Here is an 18,715-nt window from a genome sequence, read left to right on the forward strand (position 1 = left end):
ACACTTACCATAAATGGTGCGGCAACCAGTCACCCTAAAAGCCAGGTTCTCAATTCATCAATTACCTTCCTTAATCCAGCTATAACAGGAGGTACAACTTCACTAGGATCCACAACAGCTTTAGCATTAACTTTTTCTTATAAAGATCCTTATAAAATAGTTACAGGGACTCCTCTGGAAAGCTATGCCAACCCAACAGCAACAACCGTAACAACCAACTCCGGAGCACCTTGGAAATATTTTATCATTAACCCGGAACTTAGTGATGATGCAGGATATGGCGCCTGGTATTATGCTGCAAATCAATTAAAACTGGAAACCTATTGGAAAGGATTAGTATGTGAAACAGGAACAAGAAATATCAGTTTAATTCCAGCCTGCACCACCATAACTAATGCAAATAATATAGGTTATCCTACTTATACTCCCGGACAACTGGATGTCTACACTCCTACATACACTACCTGGTCAGGCAAAACAGCTTATGTTGGTTTTAGAAACCAATTCGATGGCTACAACATTAACGGTTATTTCAAACTGATTGCTGGGGCCAATGGTTCAGGTTATTCTGTAACTGAATTTGGATATAATACACAACCATATGGCAGTATTACAACGCCTTGTGCATTACCATTATCCATTGCAGACATTGATACAACAAACTCAGAAACATCCATCTATCCAAATCCGGCTTCTGATGTATTGAATATTAAAACAAAAGGAAAAATTAAATCAATTTCTGTTTACGATATGTTTGGAAGAAAAATGAATGCTAAAATTATTGGTGATAAGGTGGATGTTAAACACTTCCTAAGCGGAACTTATTTAATTGATATTGAAACCACTTTAGGAAAATCTTCCCAAAAATTCATTAAAAAATAGAATCAAACTCAAAGCAGTTACAGACTGGTTTAAAACATTTTAAATAACAAAACACTTTTCTCAGAAATATGAATAATAGTTTAGTATTCATATGCAGTTAATTGGGCTTCATGGTAAGCCCAATTTTTTATCCTATTTATGAGCAGTTCTCCATTTATTTATGTAATTTTATTCTTTGATAAAAATATTCAGTGCATTATAAAAACGACACCATCACCATCCGCGAATTTACTCCCGAAGAATTCCCTTTATTTTCTGGTCTTTTTGAAAATGAAAATGTTACCCGGTATCTGCCTTACAAAACTCCGGAAGAGTATAAAGAAATGTTTGATAAGGCATTATCTGATTACACAGAAGGAAGCTTCAGCAGATGGGGAATATTTAATACCCAAAATCAGGATTTTGTAGGAATGTGCCTCGCAAGAGTCTTCCTTGACAATCCGGAACAACTAGAAATCGGCTATACCTTAGGAGAAGAGTATTGGGGTAAAGGACTTGCAACTGAGGTTTGTAAAGCTCTTGTTGATTATTGTTCTTCACTGAATCATCAGAAAGATATTGTGGCTGTAACCGATCTTGATAATATAGGATCTCAAAAAGTACTTTTAAAAAGTGGCTTCAGCAGAATTGAAAATCTGGTACGAGAGGATAGAGAACTGGCTTACTTTATATTGAAGAAAGGGTAAACTTATTGAGTATCTTTTTTCCACAGATTTCACAGATTTACACAGATGCTTGTGCATATTTTTAGACTAAAATAATCTCAGGCAATAAAAAATATTTGATTTTTTTAAGCTTAATAGAACTTCCCGAAAGTTTATCTCTTACTTAAAATCAACTTAAGTGTTTTTAAAATCTTTTGTGACTAAGTACAAAGTCTTCAGCTATAAAAACATTTCATTTATCAGATATTTATCATAACTTGCAGAAATTATGATGTCGAAACGTTGCAAATATGCGCTTAAAGCAATGGTCAGATTAGCAAGGAATTATAACCAGGGCTTTCTGCCAACTTCCATTATTGCACAGGACGAAAACATTCCCAAAAAATTTCTGGAACAAATTCTTCTCGAACTCAAAAGAGCAAAACTTGTCAACAGTAAACAAGGTAAAGTAGGAGGGTATTACCTTCTGAAATCACCCGATGAGGTCTCATTAGCAGACATTTACCGTATTTTCGATGGTCCCATTGCGCTTACACCTTGTGTATCTTTAAACTTTTACGAAGCATGTGATGACTGTGTAGATGAAGCTGTCTGCTATCTGAGAAAAGAATTAATGATCGTTCGTGAAAAGACCAGAACAAGCATGATGGAAGCCACTCTTACTAAGTTTATTACCAAGGGATAAAATTTTTTTTATTTAAATTCTACTATTTTGATAGGAGTTATAGAATTTTATATATATTTGCAAGACTTAAATCTCAATTCAAAATGAATAACAGTCTGGAAAATGAATTCGAAAAACTTGTGAAAGAGGCTAATGAAGCATCTTTTCAAACCAATGTATTGCAAATACTGACTGAAAGATTCCCGGGTAAAGTGATCTTTTCAACCAGTTTCAGTTACGAGGATCAGGTCATCACTCATCTGATTAAAGATTTAAATATTGAAATATTTACCCTGGATACGGGAAGACTTTTTGAACAGACTTATGAAACCTGGACTTCCACCAAGGCTTTCTTTAAAAAGAAGATCAAAGCCTATTATCCGGATACGGGAGAACTCAGAGAATTTGTCACAGAAAATGGCCCTGATTCATTCTATCAATCTGTAGAGAAAAGGAAAGCATGCTGTAGCATCCGAAAAGTTCACCCACTAAGAAAAGCACTAGAAGGCTATGAAGTATGGATCACCGGTCTGAGAGCGGAACATTCTCCCAACAGGCAAAATATGCCCCAATTAGAATGGGATCCGGATAATAAGATCATAAAATTTCATCCTATCCTTCACTGGACGACAGAACAGGTGACATCCTATGTAAAAGATCATCACTTACCCTACAATCACCTTCATAAAAAAGGATTTGTAAGCATAGGATGTGAGCCTTGTACCAGAGCGGTCAAAGAAGGAGAAGATTTCAGAGCAGGCCGTTGGTGGTGGGAAGATGCCAACAAAAAAGAATGCGGTCTGCATATTCATCAATAAAAAAAGAAAAAAATGTCAATACATCAGTTAAACTATTTAGATCAGTTAGAAGCCGAATCTATCTATATATTAAGAGAAGTAGCAGGTCAGTTTGAGCGTCCGGCTTTATTATTCAGTGGAGGAAAAGACAGTATTGTGCTGGCTCATCTGGCGAGAAAAGCTTTCTTCCATGGGAAAATCCCGTTTACATTTGTTCATGTAGACACCGGACACAACTTTCAGGAGGTATTGGATTTCCGTGATCAGCTGGTAAAAGAATTAGATGTTAATCTGGTCGTGAGGAAAGTGGAAGATACCATAAAAAGTAAAAAATTAACTGAGGCTAAAGGTAAATTCCCAAGCAGAAACTGGCTTCAAACCTATACGCTACTTGATACCATTGAAGAATTTGAATTTGATGCCTGCATCGGAGGAGCCAGAAGAGATGAAGAAAAAGCAAGAGCAAAAGAAAGAATCTTCTCCGTTCGTGATGAATTCGGACAGTGGGATCCTAAACTGCAACGTCCTGAACTTTGGAATATTTTTAACGGAAAAATCCACAAAGGAGAAAATGTAAGGGTTTTCCCTATAAGCAACTGGACAGAACTTGACATCTGGAATTATATCCGAAGAGAAAAAATTGCACTCCCTTCCATCTATTTCTCGCATGAAAGAGAAGTAATCGATTTCAATGGTCAATGGCTTGCCAATTCTTCACATGTTGTATTAGAACCGGAAGATATCATCACCACAAAAAAAATCCGTTACCGCACCGTAGGAGACATGACATGCACAGCAGCTGTAGAGTCTAATGCTGTAACAATAGATGCTGTCATAGAAGAAATTGTAGCCACCAGAATTTCAGAACGTGGCGAAACCAGAATTGACGACAGAGTAACAGAAGCCGCCATGGAAGACAGAAAAAAAGGAGGCTATTTCTAGATAAGCAATCAGCAATGAGTAATAAGTAATAGAATAGACAGCTTTTACTTCTTAACCACAGAATATTACTCATTACCAATTACTCATTATTTATAACAAAAATCGGATGGATATATTAAGATTTATAACAGCAGGAAGCGTAGATGACGGTAAAAGTACCCTTATCGGCAGACTGCTTTACGATAGCAAAAGTATTTTACAGGATCAATTGGAAGTCCTTGAAAAACATTCTAAAAATAAAAATGAAGACGGGGTAGACCTTGCTCTTCTAACCGACGGATTGCGTGCAGAAAGAGAACAGGGAATCACTATTGATGTTGCCTACCGTTATTTTTCAACGGCAAAAAGAAAATTTATCATTGCTGATGCTCCCGGGCATGTACAATATACCCGTAATATGATCACCGGAGCATCCAATTCTGATCTGATGGTCATCCTGATTGATGCACGAAAAGGTGTGATAGAACAGACCAGAAGACATTCCATCATCGCTTCTTTATTACAATTAAAAAAAGTAGCTGTAGCCATTAATAAAATGGATATGGTAGATTATTCCGAAGAAGTTTTTGAAAATATAAAATCAGAATATGCAAAAATTGCAGAAAATCTGGGATTAAATGACGTAAGCTATTTTCCGATCTCTGCATTAAAAGGAGATAATATTGTTTCAAAATCTTCCAGAACAGATTGGTATGAAGGAAATTCTCTTCTTGAGTATCTTGAAGAAGTAACGCTGCATGAACAAACAAATAATGGAAGCCGTTTCCAGGTTCAGTATGTGATTCGACCTCAAACGGAAGAATTACACGATTACAGAGGATATGCCGGACAAATATTAAGCGGAAAGTTCACAAAAGGTGACAAAATCAAAATTCTTCCTGCAGATCTGACCACTGAGATCACCAAAATTGAGATCAATGGCATTGAAAAAGAAGACGCTTTTGAAGGTCAGCCAGCCGTTATCCATTTGGCTCACGATGTAGATATCAGCAGAGGAGATATTTTTGCTACGGAAGAACATGTTCCTGCGGTTGAAAAAGACCTTGAAATTCTGTTATGCTGGCTTGATCAGAAACCTTTGCAGCCCGGGAATAAATACCTTCTGCAGCAGAACAGCAGACTTATTAAAGCCATTGTAAAAGAGATTGATTACAAAATCAATGTTAATACTCTTATCAGAGAACAGGCAGATGGTGAAATTAAACTCAATGAAATTGTGAAAGTTACCCTGCGAACGGCACAGCCTTTGGTCTATGACAGCTTTACCAATAATAAAACAACGGGCTCTGCCATTTTGGTAGATGAAACGTCTAATTCAACGGTAGCAGCCTGTATAATTCAATAGAAAAAATGGCAATTTCCGATCAATTAATTGAAAGAATTCATCAGACAAAGCAAAACAGCATTCATGGATTCTTTGATAAAATAAAGACCAAAAAATGGGTGAAGGATTTGTATGAAACACTTTTCCTGCCTCAGAATGACAATACTGAAGAACAGCTGAAAAGAAATTTTGAAGCCTTGCAGGAGACACTTTCTGACTTAATTAATACCGTTGCAGGAGATAAAGATCTTACTGAAAAACAAGTCAATCAATTTTTTGAAGCCTTGCCGACACTGTATGACCAGTTGGTTCTGGATGCAAAATCTATTCTGGAATTTGATCCGGCAGCAGATTCTCTGGAAGAGGTATATCTGGCATATCCAGGCTTTTTTGCCACCTATGTCTACCGTATTTCGCACCAGCTTTGGAGTCAGGAAGTGAAGATTCTACCACGTGTCATTTCAGAATATGCCCACAGTAAAACGGGAATTGATATTCATCCGGGAGCGACCATTGGAAAATCTTTCTTTATTGACCATGGAACAGGAATCGTGATTGGAGAAACAACCATTATAGGAAACAATGTCAAAATCTATCAGGGAGTAACCCTCGGAGCCTTGAATGTTTCCAAAGAAAAAGCCCATCAGAAAAGGCACCCCAATATTGAAGATGATGTGATCATCTATTCGGGAGCCACCATTCTGGGAGGTGAAACAACCATAGGCAGAGAAAGTATCATAGGAGGAAATGTCTGGGTAACCCAAGATGTTCCTGCCAACTCTCTGGTCTATCACAAAAGTGAAATAAAAATAAAGGATAATACTTCATTACCGGAATCATTAACCTTTGTGATTTAAAAAAACAAAAATAAAAAGTATATTGATATGAAGTTTCAGAACGCATTAGAAACGATTGGAAACACACCCGTCGTAAAAATTAATAAACTCTTCAGTTCAGATCATGAAATCTGGATCAAACTTGAAAAAAGCAACCCTGGCGGAAGCATTAAAGACAGAATTGGATTAGCAATGATTGAAGATGCAGAAACCAAAGGATTATTAAATAAAGACAGTGTCATTATAGAACCTACGAGCGGAAATACAGGAATAGGACTCGCTTTGGTAGCTGCTGTAAAAGGATACAAACTGATCCTTGTCATGCCGGAAAGCATGAGTATAGAACGCCGTAAAATTATGGAAGCGTATGGAGCAGAATTCGTACTTACCCCAAGAGAAAAAGGAATGAAAGGGGCTATTGAAAAAGCCAACGAGCTTGCTGAAGAAACCCCAAGTTCATGGATTCCAAGACAGTTTGACAATCCTGCCAATGTAAAAGTACACGTAGAAACCACCGCACAGGAAATTTTAAAAGATTTCCCGGATGGCCTGGATTACATCATTACAGGAGTAGGAACCGGAGGACACATCACCGGAATCGCAAAAACAGTAAAAGAAAAGTATCCTAACGTAAAAGTTATTGCTGTAGAGCCGGAATTATCCCCTGTATTAAGCGGAGGAAGCCCGGCGCCACACCCATTACAGGGATTAGGAGCAGGCTTTGTACCTTCCATCCTGGATATTACTCTTTTAGACGGAGTGATCACAGTAGGCAAGGAGGAAGCTTATGAATATGCCCTTAATGCCGCTAAACAAGAAGGCCTTTTTGTAGGAGTTTCCACAGGAGCTGCTTTAGCAGCCATCGCCAAACATTTACCGGAAATACAACCTAACGCTAAAATTCTTACCATTAATTACGATACCGGAGAAAGATATCTGTCCGTAGAAGGACTCTTCTAAATCCTTAAATAACACCTACTTCAATGAAAACAAATATAAAATCACCAAAGGTCTTCCTTATCGGTGCAGGGCCCGGCAACCCTGAACTGATCACTGTAAAAGCAGTAAAAGCAATCGCAGAAGCAGACGTCATCTTATGTGACCGCCTTGTAAGTCCGGAGATTCTGGAAACCTACGTCAATGAAAACACAGAAATCATCTATGTAGGGAAAGAATGCAGTAAAAATGCTTCCACACCACAGTCTCATATCAATACTTTGATGGTGGAATATGCCCTTCAGAACAAAACTATTGTCAGGCTTAAAGGAGGAGACGTTTCTATATTCTCTAATATTCTGGATGAATTGCAGGCTTTAAAGCAAAATCATATTCCTTACGAAATTATTCCGGGAATTACAGCCGCATTAGGAGCAGCCGCATTTGCAGGAATGCCTTTAACAGCAAGAGGATATTCTACATCAGTGCGTTTTCTGACGTATTATAAATCAGAAATTGTGAGTGAAGAATACTGGAAAGAGCTGGCTTTAACCAATGATACCCTTGTTTTCTATATGTCTAAAGGAAATCTTACCCCTCTTGTAGAAAAGCTGAAACAGCTTAAGATTTCTGGTGATAAAAAAATTGCAGTCATTGAACAGGCGACAACGCCTTTCCAAAAGGTGTACACTTCATCATTTGATGATTTTAATGAAAAATTCGGAGACAAAAACTTTGCTTCACCTTCATTGGTTGTTGTTGGTAAAATTGTTAACCTTCATGAAGAATTTTCATGGCTGGAAAATGCTGAGCAGGAAGGTCTTTATTTTAAATCAGTAGAAAACGGAAGTCTAATTCCTACCACTCAAAATTTCTTTGAATATGCTGTCTGAAACTAAATTAAACGTATTAAAACAAATCTCCGGAGACCTCTCCAGAGACGAAGCCATCTGGGCAAGCGGATATCTTGCAGGGATCGCCGGAGGATCATCACTGACCGCTGTACTGCCGCCTCAGGAAACCAATAATACTTCACAAAATGTTGTAAAGAAAATAACACTGGCTTACGGAACAGAAACCGGAAACAGTAAAAAATTAGCGACAGCTTTGGCTGGTATTGTGAAGAAAAAAGGACTTCAGGTAAAACTGGCTGACCTTTCTCAGTACAAACCCAAAGATCTGGCTAAAGAAGAGTTTTTCTTCGTAGTGATCAGCACTCAGGGAGAAGGCGAACCACCAGTGCTGGCCAAAAAGTTCTATGATTATATTTATGAAAATGAAATTAATCTTAGCGGACTTAAATTTGGAGTATTGGCTTTGGGAGACAGCAGTTATCCTCTGTTCTGCCAAACCGGGGAAGATGTAGATTCACGTTTTGAAATATTGGGTGCTCAGCGTATCATTCCATTAAAAAAATGTGATATTGATTACGAACAGGAAGCTTCCCATTGGATAGAACATGTATTTGAAACGGTTAATAAAAATGTTGGTCAAAGTGCAAAAAGCATTTCAGCTCCAAAGGTTTCCACCGGAAGAAAAAAATACCAGGGAAAAGTCTCAGCAATCATCAATCTGAATGATATTACTTCAGAAAAAGAAACGTATCACATCGAAATTGAAACAGAAGAATCACTGGCTTATCAACCTGGTGCAGCGTTAGGATTAATTCCTTTCAATCCAAAATCTGTAGTAGACGAAATTATTGCTCTGACAGGAATTGATCCTCAGAAACAGGTTGAAACAACAAAAATTACGGATTCTGTAGAAGAACTTTTGCACAAGCATCTTAACATCAGCTATCTGCTTAAATCCGTTGTTGCTCAATATGCGAAAATAACAGGATATTCCATTCCTGAAGTCAGATTAAGTCTTCTTGATTTGCTTAGAATTTATCCGGTAAAAAATGCAGATGAATTTGAGGAAATCATTCAGATATTAACCGCTCAGTCACCTCGTTTGTATTCAATCTCTTCCTCTGTGGAAGCGCATGGCGATACTGAAATTCATATTACTGTCGCTAAATCGGAGTTCTTTATTGACCATCAGAAACACAACGGATTATGCAGTGGTTTCCTGAGCGAATTCAAAGAAGGTGAAGACATTGAATTTTATATTCAGGATGCAGGACATTTCAAACTGCCGGAAGCTGATAAAGACATTATTATGATTGGTCCGGGAACAGGAATCGCTCCATTCAGATCTTTCCTTTGGGAGCGTGATGCCACAGGGGCAGAAGGAAGAAACTGGCTGTTTTTTGGGGACAGAAGCTTTGTATCAGACTTTCTTTATCAGGCTGAACTTCAGGATTTTCTTAAAACGGGCAGCCTGACGCATTTAGACCTTGCATTTTCGAGAGATACAGCTGAAAAAGTATATGTGCAGCACAGACTGGAACAAAAGGCTCAGGAAGTGTTTTATTGGTTGGAAGGAGGAGCATCGGTATATGTATGTGGAGCCAAGGAACCAATGGCTCGTGATGTAGAACAGACACTTCTCACAATCATTCAGAATGAAGGAAAAAGAAGCAAAGAAGATGCAGCCCTTTATCTGGAAGAAATGGAGCTTAGCGGCAGATATTCCAAAGATGTTTATTAAATGGGATAAAGAAGTACTCGTAAAAAATTAAAGGAAACAATTATGAATAATGATAAAGAAAACCTTTCACCGGTAGAAAGGATTAAAACCAGCAGTAACGGGCTCAGAGGATCTTTAAAAGAGAGCCTTGCTGATAATTTTACCGGAGCCATAAGGGAAGATGATCAAACTCTGATCAAATTTCATGGAATGTACCAACAGGACGACAGAGACCGAAGGGAAGAGCGTGTCTCTAAAAAACTGGAATGGCTATATTCTTATATGATCAGATTAAGACTTCCCGGTGGCTTTTTAACTCCGGAACAATGGATAGGACTGCATGAAACAGCAGAAGATCATTCTACGGGAACCATTAAAGTAACAACAAGACAAACCATTCAGCTGCATGGTATTTTAAAATCTCATTTAAGACCTACCATTCAGAGCTTCAATCTTCAGCATCTGGATTCTATTGCCGCTTGTGGAGACGTCAACAGAAATGTAACGTGTACAGCCAACCCCTCAGAATCACCTTTGCACAAGGAAGCTTATGAACTCGCTGGAAAAATCAGTGAGATGTGTCTTCCAAAAACCAAATCTTATTATGATATCTGGATTGATGATGAACTTCTGGTAGACCGAAAAGCAGAAGAAGATCCTCTGTATCAGGACAGATATCTTCCCAGAAAGCTGAAAATAGGGATAGCTGTTCCACCTAATAACGATGTGGATGTATTCATCAATGATATTGCCTTAATTGCTATTATCGAAAATGATAAAATTGTTGGCTACAACATTGCTGCCGGAGGAGGACTTGGTGCCACTCATGGAAACGAAGCAACCTATGCACGTCTTGCCTCCATTCTTGGGTTTGTAGATACGGAAGAAAAAGTTTTGAAGGCTGTCTACGAAATCATTACGGTACAAAGAGACTTCGGAAACAGAAGCGACCGGAAATTATCAAGGTTAAAATATACGATTGATAAATTGGGTATCGACCAGTACAGAGCGGAAGTAGAAAAAAGAACAGGTTTCAGTTTTGAACCCGCCAGAGAATTTAAGTTTGAACAGCGAAAAGACCGCTATGGCTGGATTCAAAATCATAAAGGAAAATGGTTTTATACTGTATTTGTAGAGCATGGAAGAATCCTTAATACAACAGAATATCCTTTAAAATCAGGATTATTAAAAATCGCACAAACTGGTAAAGCCAATTTCCGTTTTACCTGTAACCAGAACCTTATTCTGGCTGATATTGATGATAAAGATAAAGGTGACATTGAAAATATTTTAAAAGAACACGGAATTTCAGAGTATACAAACGGAGCCAGTGCATTACGTAAAAACTCTGTTGCCTGTGTTGCCCTGAATACCTGTTCACTGGCTTTGGCTGAAGCACAGCGTTATCTGCCTTCACTGGTAACTAAAATAGAACCTATCCTTGAAAAATATGGTCTGCGGGAAGAAGATATTACCATTCGTATGACCGGATGTCCTAATGGCTGCGGGAGATCTCCCAATGCTGAAATCGGATTTGTGGGTACAGCTTATGGAAAATATAACCTTCACATCGGAGGAGACCGTCTGGGAATGAGATTGAATACAAAATTTAAAGAAAATATTGGTGAAGAAGAAATTCTTACAACGCTGGATGAGCTTTTCGGAATTTATGTACAGAAAAGACTTGCAGAAGAAACATTTGGTGATTTTTCATACCGTTATTTACATACCTTAAATTAATTATATGGCTAATTTTCATTATGATCTGAAAAAAAACAAAAAAACTAAACCTCTTCATTTAGGCGGACGAATGTGTATGTGTTGTTGATTCTCAAAATAACAATACAATCAAAGCTGTTTCAACTTTTCAATCCAACCACAAAAGTCACAAAAGTTTTTAAACACTTAAGTTTTTTAAGAGCCTAACTTTGTGCATAATAGAACACCTAAGTTTTGTGAAAATCTTTGATTTTCATCTAATGTGAGCTTTCTACGGTATCATTTTAAACTTACTAAGTGAACTAAAGTGTTTTAACATGAAAACTTTTGTGCCTTTTGTGGTCAAAAACAATCAATGTAAAAGTTCAGACAGCTTCATTCTCAACCTAAAAATGAAGCAAAAATGAAAAACAAAAAACAGGGAAATTTTCTACCAAAAGCAGGTATTATTGCATTCACATTTCTATTCTTTAATTTTGCAGAAGCACAGCAGCAGCTTATAGAGCTTAGCGGAAGCATCAAAAATACAGATACACGAAAAGGTCTTGACTCCGTAAAAGTACAGATCGAAAATACACAGGATAACGCATTCACGGATCAGTTGGGTAATTTCAAAATCAGAACAAGAGTCACCATTCCATTCAGAGTGGTTATTCAGAAAGATGGCTTCACCAGCCAGACTGTTGAAATTCTTTCTCCCTCCAACAAAATAACGATAGGGCTGAACCCTCAGAATACCATCATTGATGATGTCGTAATCTCAGCTTCCAGAGTTCCTGAAAAAATATTAAGATCACCGATTGCCATTGAAAAAATTGATATTAAAACCATCAGGGAAAGTCCGGCAGCTTCGTTCTATGAAACATTGGAAAATGTAAAAGGACTGCAGCTTTTAACCTCAAGTCTTACCTTAAAAATCCCTAATTCAAGAGGTTTTAACTCACCCAATAATTTTCGTTTTATGCAGCTGGTAGACGGAGTAGATGTACAGTCGGCAACGTTGGGAGTACCACTGGGAAATGCCATAGGGCCAACAGAACTCGACATCCAGTCTATGGAAGTGACTCCGGGAGCAGCTTCAGCATTATATGGAATGAATGCCATTAACGGACTGGCAAGTTTACAAACCAAAGATCCGTTTACCTCTGAAGGAATAAGTGTTTATTTCCGTGGCGGAGTGAATCATGTGGATAATGCTAACCATACAATAAGTTCTCTGGGAGAAAGTGCTATCCGTTTTGCAAAGGTGATTAATAAAAACTTTGCTGTTAAAGTCAATGCCTCTTATTTCAGTGGAACCGACTGGATTTCGAACAACCTGACAGATCAGAACTCAGGAGCATTGGTCACAGCCAATCCTAATTTTGCTCTTGCTAATAATCCGGCAGAAGACCTTTGGAATAAATATGGCGATGAAAGAAACAACCGTGTTGCTGTAAAAGTAGATTACAACGGAAAGCCCACCACATTTAATGTTTCGAGGACGGGATATCTTGAAAAAGATCTTGTAAGCCCGGATGTAAAAAATATCAAGTTCGATGCAGGATTATACTACCGTTTCGGTGATCAGTGGAGAACATCTTATGTATACCGTTATGGCTTGCTGGACGGAACTTTCCAGAGAGGAAATAAAATCCGGTTACAAAATGCCACAGTTCAAAACCATAAAGTAGAACTGACAGGAAAAGAACTGACTTTCAGAGCTTATGTATCCATAGAAAACACAGGAGATTCTTATAATCTGAAACCTTTGGCAGATAATCTGGATTTAACCAATCTCTCCAACACCAACTGGAAAAATATATTTCAAACGGCTCTTCAGAATAACCTGAATGCAGGAGCTAATCTCAATGATGCCTTCATTATAGCCCGCCAGGAAGCAGATAAAAATAGAGTCGTACCAGGAGCTGCAGCGTTTGAACAGTTAAAAAATACCATTATTGGAATCAATAACTGGGATTCAGCCAATGCAGGAATTGCAGGTGCTCCGGCAACGGGTGGCGCTAAACTGGAACAGAAATCCCGCTTTTATCAAGGAGAACTGACCTACGATTTCAGCAGATTTGTAAAGATATTCAACCTTCTTGCGGGTGTAGATTACCGTTTGTACAGTATTACTCCGGATGGCAATAATTTTGTTGATTTTAACCGTCCTGTCAATGAAAGAAATATTCCTTTAGACAACGGTACTTTTGGAAAAGATGTTATTTATCAGAAATATGGAGCTTTTGCTCAGATTACCAGGCTTTTCTTTAATGATAAATTAAAAGTTAACGCTGCTTTACGAATTGACAGGAATCCCGAATTTGAAGCCAAACTTAACCCTAGAATAAGTGTCGTTTATTCTCCGGTGAAAGAACATAATTTCAGAGCATCTTTCCAGAATGGATATCGTTTTCCTTCGTTATTTGAAGCACTTTCATTCGTGAATAACGGAAATGTAAGAAGAGTGGGAGGCCTTTCGAAAGTGAATGACGGACTGGGATATCTGGAAAACTCCTATACCCTGGCTTCCATTGACAAATTTACCTCAGCAGTGAATGCAGATGTAGATGCCGGAAAAACTCAGGCTCAGGCCGCTCAGGATAATAAACAGCTTTTAACTGTAGCTAATCTGCAGAAATTACAGCCAGAAAAAATCAACTCGTTTGAAGTAGGGTATAAGTCTACTTTTTTCAATAATAAACTGGTGCTGGACTGGGATTTCTATTACAATATTTACGAAGGATTCCTTGGTCAGGTAGAAGTAGCCGTCCCAAAAAACAGTCAGGTAGGAAGCAATGCTGCTGTACTCGCTATGCTTGACCGAAGTAAACAGGACAGATACAGAGTTTATACCAACAGCAATAATACCTACAAAAGCTATGGAATCTCTTTAGGAATTCGTTATAATATTACCGGAAATTATAATGTGAATACCAATGTTTCTTATAATGATCTTGCCTCCAACAATACATCAGATCTGTTTATTACGGCTTTCAACACTCCGAAATGGATGGTGAATGTAAGTATCGGAAACCGAGAAATTGTCAAAAATATAGGATTTACCCTTGTTGCAAGATGGCAGAGTGGTTTTATGTGGGAAAGTCCTTTAGCCTCAGGCCAAATTCCTGCTTATTACACCATTGATGCTCAGGCTACATGGAAGATTCCTGAAATCCGTGCGAATGTAAAAATTGGGGCAACCAATTTGCTGAACAGACGCTATTTTCAGTATGCTGCCGGTCCTGAAATCGGAGGACTGTACTATCTCGCTTTTACTTATGATTTAAAACTGTAATCAGCATGAGCAATTCTTTATATCCCATATTTTTAAAACTTGAAACCCTTTCACTGCTGATCATCGGTGGTGGAAAGGTTGCTCTGGAAAAACTGGAATCCGTACTGGGCAATTCACCGGAAACTTCCATCAAACTGGTAGCAAAAGAGATTATTCCTGAAGTAAGAACCTTACAAAATAAATATTCCAATATAGTACTGCACGAAAGGTCATACCATGATCATGATTTTAATGATATGGATATTGCAATTATTGCGGTAAATGATATTGTACTGGCAGGGGAGATCAGGGAAACAGCGCAGAAAAAAAATGTACTGGTCAATATTGCCGACAAGCCTGATCTATGTGATTTTTATTTAGGTTCCATTGTCAAAAAAGGAAGCCTTAAAATTGCCATTTCAACCAATGGAAAATCTCCGACCATCGCTAAAAGATTAAGAGAAACCTTTACAGAGGTCATCCCTGATGAAATGAATCATGTATTAGACAATATGCAGGATATCCGTAACAAGCTGACGGGAGATTTTAATTACAAGGTGAAAGAACTCAATAAGATCACTACAGAATATCTATCGGACGGAAAAGTTTCTTCGAAACCGGATATGGAAATTGAAAAACTGATCAATATTACCAAAACGGCGCAGAGAAAAGCCAATATTTATCTTGCCATCATAGGTGTTTTATTGCTTTTCGGATTATTTGGACTTGTGGTGTATCAGTTCAACCTTTCGGGGAATATTCAGTATTTCTTGAATAAAGATGGTCATATTTTTTACTGGATGCTGTTTGCAGGATTTATGGCAGAGATTGTTGCCGGATCCATGGGAATGGGATATGGCGTAATATGTACTACAATCCTTTTACTCCTGAATGTTCCGCCACCCGTTGTAAGTGCAAGCATTCATTCTGCAGAGTCATTTACCACTGCAGCCGGAAGTTTCAGCCATTATAAACTGGGAAATGTTAATAAGAAAATGGTATGGGTTTTATTCCCGCTGGCAATTGTAGGTTCTGTTATCGGAGCATTAACGCTTTCTCATTATGGGGAACATTATGCTCATATTGTAAAGCCAATTATCGCCTGCTATACCTTGTATCTTGGAGTAAACATTTTAAGAAATGCATTCAAAGATAAAAAACCAGGGCAAGCAAAGCCTAAACGCAGAACCAATCTCAGAGTATTAGGATTGGTAGGTGGTTTTATTGATTCTTTTGCAGGTGGTGGCTGGGGACCATTGGTGACCGGAACATTGATCAAAGAGGGAAGAATTCCCCGTTATGTAGTAGGAAGTTCCACCGTTGCCAAGTTTTTACTGACCATTACGAGTGCCATTACCTTCATCTTTACCATTGGTATTCATCACTGGAATATTGTGTTGGGGCTTTTGCTGGGTGGTGTTTTTACCGCTCCTTTTTCTGCCATGCTTACCTCAAAACTGCCAACAAAGAAAATGTTTGTCGTGGTAGGAATGGTAGTTATTGCCATGAGCCTTATTACCATAACAAAATCAATCTTATCATAAAAGAAGTATGCTATTTAAACGCAAAGATTTTAATGTTTTACTTTATCTTGAGGAATCACAGGGGAAAAATCAATGATACAGTCTATATGGTATTATCATTACTCATTTTTAGTAAAAATCTGAAACCATTAAATCTTTGCGTTTTTTTATTTTTTTGAATGCTTTTATTTGGGAAACGCAAAGGTGCAAAATGATATTAAAAAAGCTTCTGTAAGGCGCAAGGATTTTATCTTCGATAAAATTAAACACTGTATATTTTAAAACTTTCACAGATGATTTAAAGTCAACAGATGTTGATGCAAAAATATGCTAATCACTTTACTCTATTATAAAAACACAATCATCACTTGCTGAAAATCTTCGATTTTATTGCATCTTAAAATCATACATAAAATTTAGAAAAGTCTTGCGATTTTTCAACAAAAAACAGCTCCCAAAAAGAGAGCTGTTTATAATTATTAGCTGTTTCCAGATTTTGTTTTTCTGAGACGATCAATTCCAAATCCTGTACACCCCTGAAATAAAAACAGAAGCAAAAACAGGAGATATAACACTTGAGGCAAGTATAGAAAATAACCCAGCCATGTAAAAGGATCCATTTTATACACTCCGGTTTCGGGTTTGATAGGAATAAGTTCCTTAGGAATTGTCCCCAGATCATGGGTAAATAAAGCGACAAGTATAATAATGATTAAAAATACAGAGCTTATTCTTGTCCAGAAACCCAGCATTAAAAACAAACCAAAGATACATTCACAAAATGCAGCGAAATTGGCCGTAAACTGAGGAAAAGGAAATCCTATAGCACTGATGGTGTTGAACATATATCCCTGGAAAACAGGATGGAAAAGTTTGTTAAAGCCTGCTACAAAAAAGAATAATCCAATTAATATTCTGCATATTATATAGATGGTATTCGTGTTTTTTTCGAGGTTTGATACTATTGTTTTCATTATTTTTTTAATTCATTTTTTGATTACATCACCGTGACAAAGCCATGAACAGCAGCTGGTCATGTAATTCAGATTTAGATAATAGGATAGGGTATGGAAAAAAAATATTCCATAGCTGAAAATGTTATTTTATCAATAACTGAAAATTACATTTTTATTTTGGGCGGAATCCAAATAGAATTAAAAAAAGAAGAATAGGGTGGATCATCGTATAAAAAGAAGCCTTTGCTTATTTCCGGATCCATAAATTTTTCAAATCCAAAGGAAGGAAAAGAGGTGGTCAAAAAGAGAGAAGAATTAGAGCAATAGTTATTATTGCATTTTATCGGAGTCTTGTTATTTTCTTCAAGAAAATTCTTATTACATTTTTTCTGAGGACTTTCTTCGGAATTGGAATTACTTGTGATTTCTATGGTAGAAAAGGTTGTGTTTTCTGTTTTTGGGATCAGAAAATGGACTAGTATTAAAAATATACTAACGATCTGTATACCATGTAATATTCCATTCTTTCCTGTCATAAATCCCATGCAATTCAGACAAATATAATAAAATATTTATACTTGCTTTTTAATTAGCGCACATTATAATGTCAAAAAGCTCTAATTAAAGCTCTTTCTGAATTCTAAAGGAGAAACAGCGGTCTGATTTTTAAACAAACGATGAAAAGACTGTGGATGCTCAAATCCCAGATTGTAAGCAATCTCAGAAACAGACATTGTAGTGGTAGACAACATCTCTTTTGCCTTTTCAATCACTCTGTTCTGAATATGCTGCTGCGTTGTCTGTCCTGTATGAACCCTCAGCATGTCACTTAGATAATTGGGACTTATATTCATTTGTCCTGCCATAAACTGTACGGTGGGAATCCCATTGATCAGCAGTTTTTCATTTTTAAAATAATCATCCAGCAAGTTTTCAAGCTGGGTCAAAAGATCATGATTCACTTTTTTCCGGGTTAAAAATTGACGGTTATAGAATCTGTCACAATATTTTAACAGCAAATTAATATTGGATACCAGTAAATCCTGAGTAAAACCATCCATATTGGCTTCTATCTCTCTGCTGATATTATCCATGATATCCGTTACAGATTTTTCTTCTTTTTCGGAAAGGTAGAGCGCTTCGTTGGCCGTATAAGAGAAGTAGCCATAATCTTTTATGACAGACGCTAACGGATATCCCTGCAGAAAATCAGGATGTATGACCAATACATTTCCTCTCACTTCGGAAAGCAGAATATCTTCAAACTGCAATACCTGATGGGGAGCAATAAAATACATGATTCCATCCTCAAAATCATAATAATGCTGTCCATATTTACATCTTCCTGCACAATCCTTTTTAATGGAAACCACATAAAAATCTGTAGTCACGGCACTTAGTATCGTTTCCGGATCTATATTCACTTCATTAAAATCAAACACGCTGATCAAAGGGTTGGAAGGCCTTTTCAATTTCAGATAGTTGTGTAATGCTGTGATAGAAGTTACTTTTTCAGGAGCTTTCATTTCCTTTTTTGTTTGAATTTATCCTTTAACCACCCTGTCAAAAATTCTGTGAATTTTCGCCACCTCTCCAAAGGAGGGGAATATTTTCCCCTTCGGTTGTGGTATTGGTGTT

At 37.4% G+C, this 18,715-nt stretch carries 15 protein-coding genes; 13 read left to right on the forward strand and 2 right to left on the reverse strand.

What is annotated here, in order from left to right:
• The 13 genes from REB14_RS00005 to REB14_RS00065 form a co-directional block, all read left to right on the forward strand.
• Positions 1-882, forward strand: an 882-nt coding sequence (locus REB14_RS00005) for a T9SS type A sorting domain-containing protein (protein WP_309521150.1), incomplete at its 5' end; no start/stop codon positions are given.
• A 191-nt stretch (positions 883-1,073) separates the two neighbouring features.
• Positions 1,074-1,568, forward strand: a complete 495-nt coding sequence (locus tag REB14_RS00010) for a GNAT family N-acetyltransferase (protein WP_309521151.1) — start codon at positions 1,074-1,076, stop codon at positions 1,566-1,568.
• 247 nt (positions 1,569-1,815) lie between these two features.
• Positions 1,816-2,232, forward strand: a complete 417-nt coding sequence (locus REB14_RS00015) for an RrF2 family transcriptional regulator (RefSeq protein ID WP_309521152.1) — start codon at positions 1,816-1,818, stop codon at positions 2,230-2,232.
• 83 nt (positions 2,233-2,315) lie between these two features.
• On the forward strand, positions 2,316-3,029 hold the full coding sequence (locus REB14_RS00020) for a phosphoadenylyl-sulfate reductase (protein ID WP_309521153.1): 714 nt from the start codon (positions 2,316-2,318) through the stop codon (positions 3,027-3,029).
• Between the two features lie 12 nt (positions 3,030-3,041).
• A complete protein-coding gene (cysD, locus tag REB14_RS00025; RefSeq protein WP_309521154.1) occupies positions 3,042-3,950 on the forward strand; it encodes a sulfate adenylyltransferase subunit CysD in 909 nt (302 codons plus the stop codon).
• 106 nt (positions 3,951-4,056) lie between these two features.
• Positions 4,057-5,295, forward strand: a complete 1,239-nt coding sequence (locus REB14_RS00030; RefSeq protein ID WP_309521155.1) for a sulfate adenylyltransferase subunit 1 — start codon at positions 4,057-4,059, stop codon at positions 5,293-5,295.
• A 5-nt stretch (positions 5,296-5,300) separates the two neighbouring features.
• A complete protein-coding gene (gene epsC, locus REB14_RS00035; protein ID WP_309521156.1) occupies positions 5,301-6,131 on the forward strand; it encodes a serine O-acetyltransferase EpsC in 831 nt (276 codons plus the stop codon).
• Positions 6,132-6,158: 27 nt separating this feature from the next.
• The gene (gene cysK, locus REB14_RS00040; protein WP_309521157.1) at positions 6,159-7,070 is read left to right on the forward strand and encodes a cysteine synthase A; all 912 of its coding nucleotides are present in this window, start codon (positions 6,159-6,161) and stop codon (positions 7,068-7,070) included.
• Between the two features lie 23 nt (positions 7,071-7,093).
• On the forward strand, positions 7,094-7,939 hold the full coding sequence (gene cobA / locus REB14_RS00045; protein ID WP_309521158.1) for a uroporphyrinogen-III C-methyltransferase: 846 nt from the start codon (positions 7,094-7,096) through the stop codon (positions 7,937-7,939).
• A complete protein-coding gene (locus REB14_RS00050; RefSeq protein ID WP_309521159.1) occupies positions 7,929-9,641 on the forward strand; it encodes a diflavin oxidoreductase in 1,713 nt (570 codons plus the stop codon). Before cobA ends, REB14_RS00050 begins: the two co-directional genes overlap by 11 nt.
• Positions 9,642-9,683: 42 nt before the next feature.
• Positions 9,684-11,360: an NADPH-dependent assimilatory sulfite reductase hemoprotein subunit gene (locus REB14_RS00055; RefSeq protein WP_309521160.1), complete on the forward strand. Its 1,677-nt coding sequence runs from the start codon at positions 9,684-9,686 to the stop codon at positions 11,358-11,360.
• Between the two features lie 382 nt (positions 11,361-11,742).
• Positions 11,743-14,619: a TonB-dependent receptor gene (locus REB14_RS00060; protein WP_309521161.1), complete on the forward strand. Its 2,877-nt coding sequence runs from the start codon at positions 11,743-11,745 to the stop codon at positions 14,617-14,619.
• 5 nt (positions 14,620-14,624) lie between these two features.
• Complete coding sequence (locus tag REB14_RS00065; RefSeq protein WP_079241741.1) at positions 14,625-16,142, forward strand: TSUP family transporter; 1,518 nt, start codon at positions 14,625-14,627, stop codon at positions 16,140-16,142.
• A 458-nt stretch (positions 16,143-16,600) separates the two neighbouring features.
• Here REB14_RS00065 and REB14_RS00070 read toward each other — a convergent pair whose 3' ends face one another.
• Positions 16,601-17,095: a DoxX family protein gene (locus REB14_RS00070; RefSeq protein WP_309521162.1), complete on the reverse strand. Its 495-nt coding sequence runs from the start codon at positions 17,093-17,095 to the stop codon at positions 16,601-16,603.
• Between the two features lie 599 nt (positions 17,096-17,694).
• Positions 17,695-18,603 carry a helix-turn-helix domain-containing protein gene (locus tag REB14_RS00075; protein ID WP_309521163.1) on the reverse strand — a complete coding sequence of 303 codons (909 nt, stop codon included), beginning with the start codon at positions 18,601-18,603 and terminating at the stop codon, positions 17,695-17,697.
• Between the last annotated feature and the right edge of the window lie 112 nt (positions 18,604-18,715).

It is taken from the genome of Chryseobacterium metallicongregator (assembly GCF_031324065.1).
Taxonomy (GTDB): Bacteria; Bacteroidota; Bacteroidia; order Flavobacteriales; family Weeksellaceae; genus Chryseobacterium; species Chryseobacterium metallicongregator.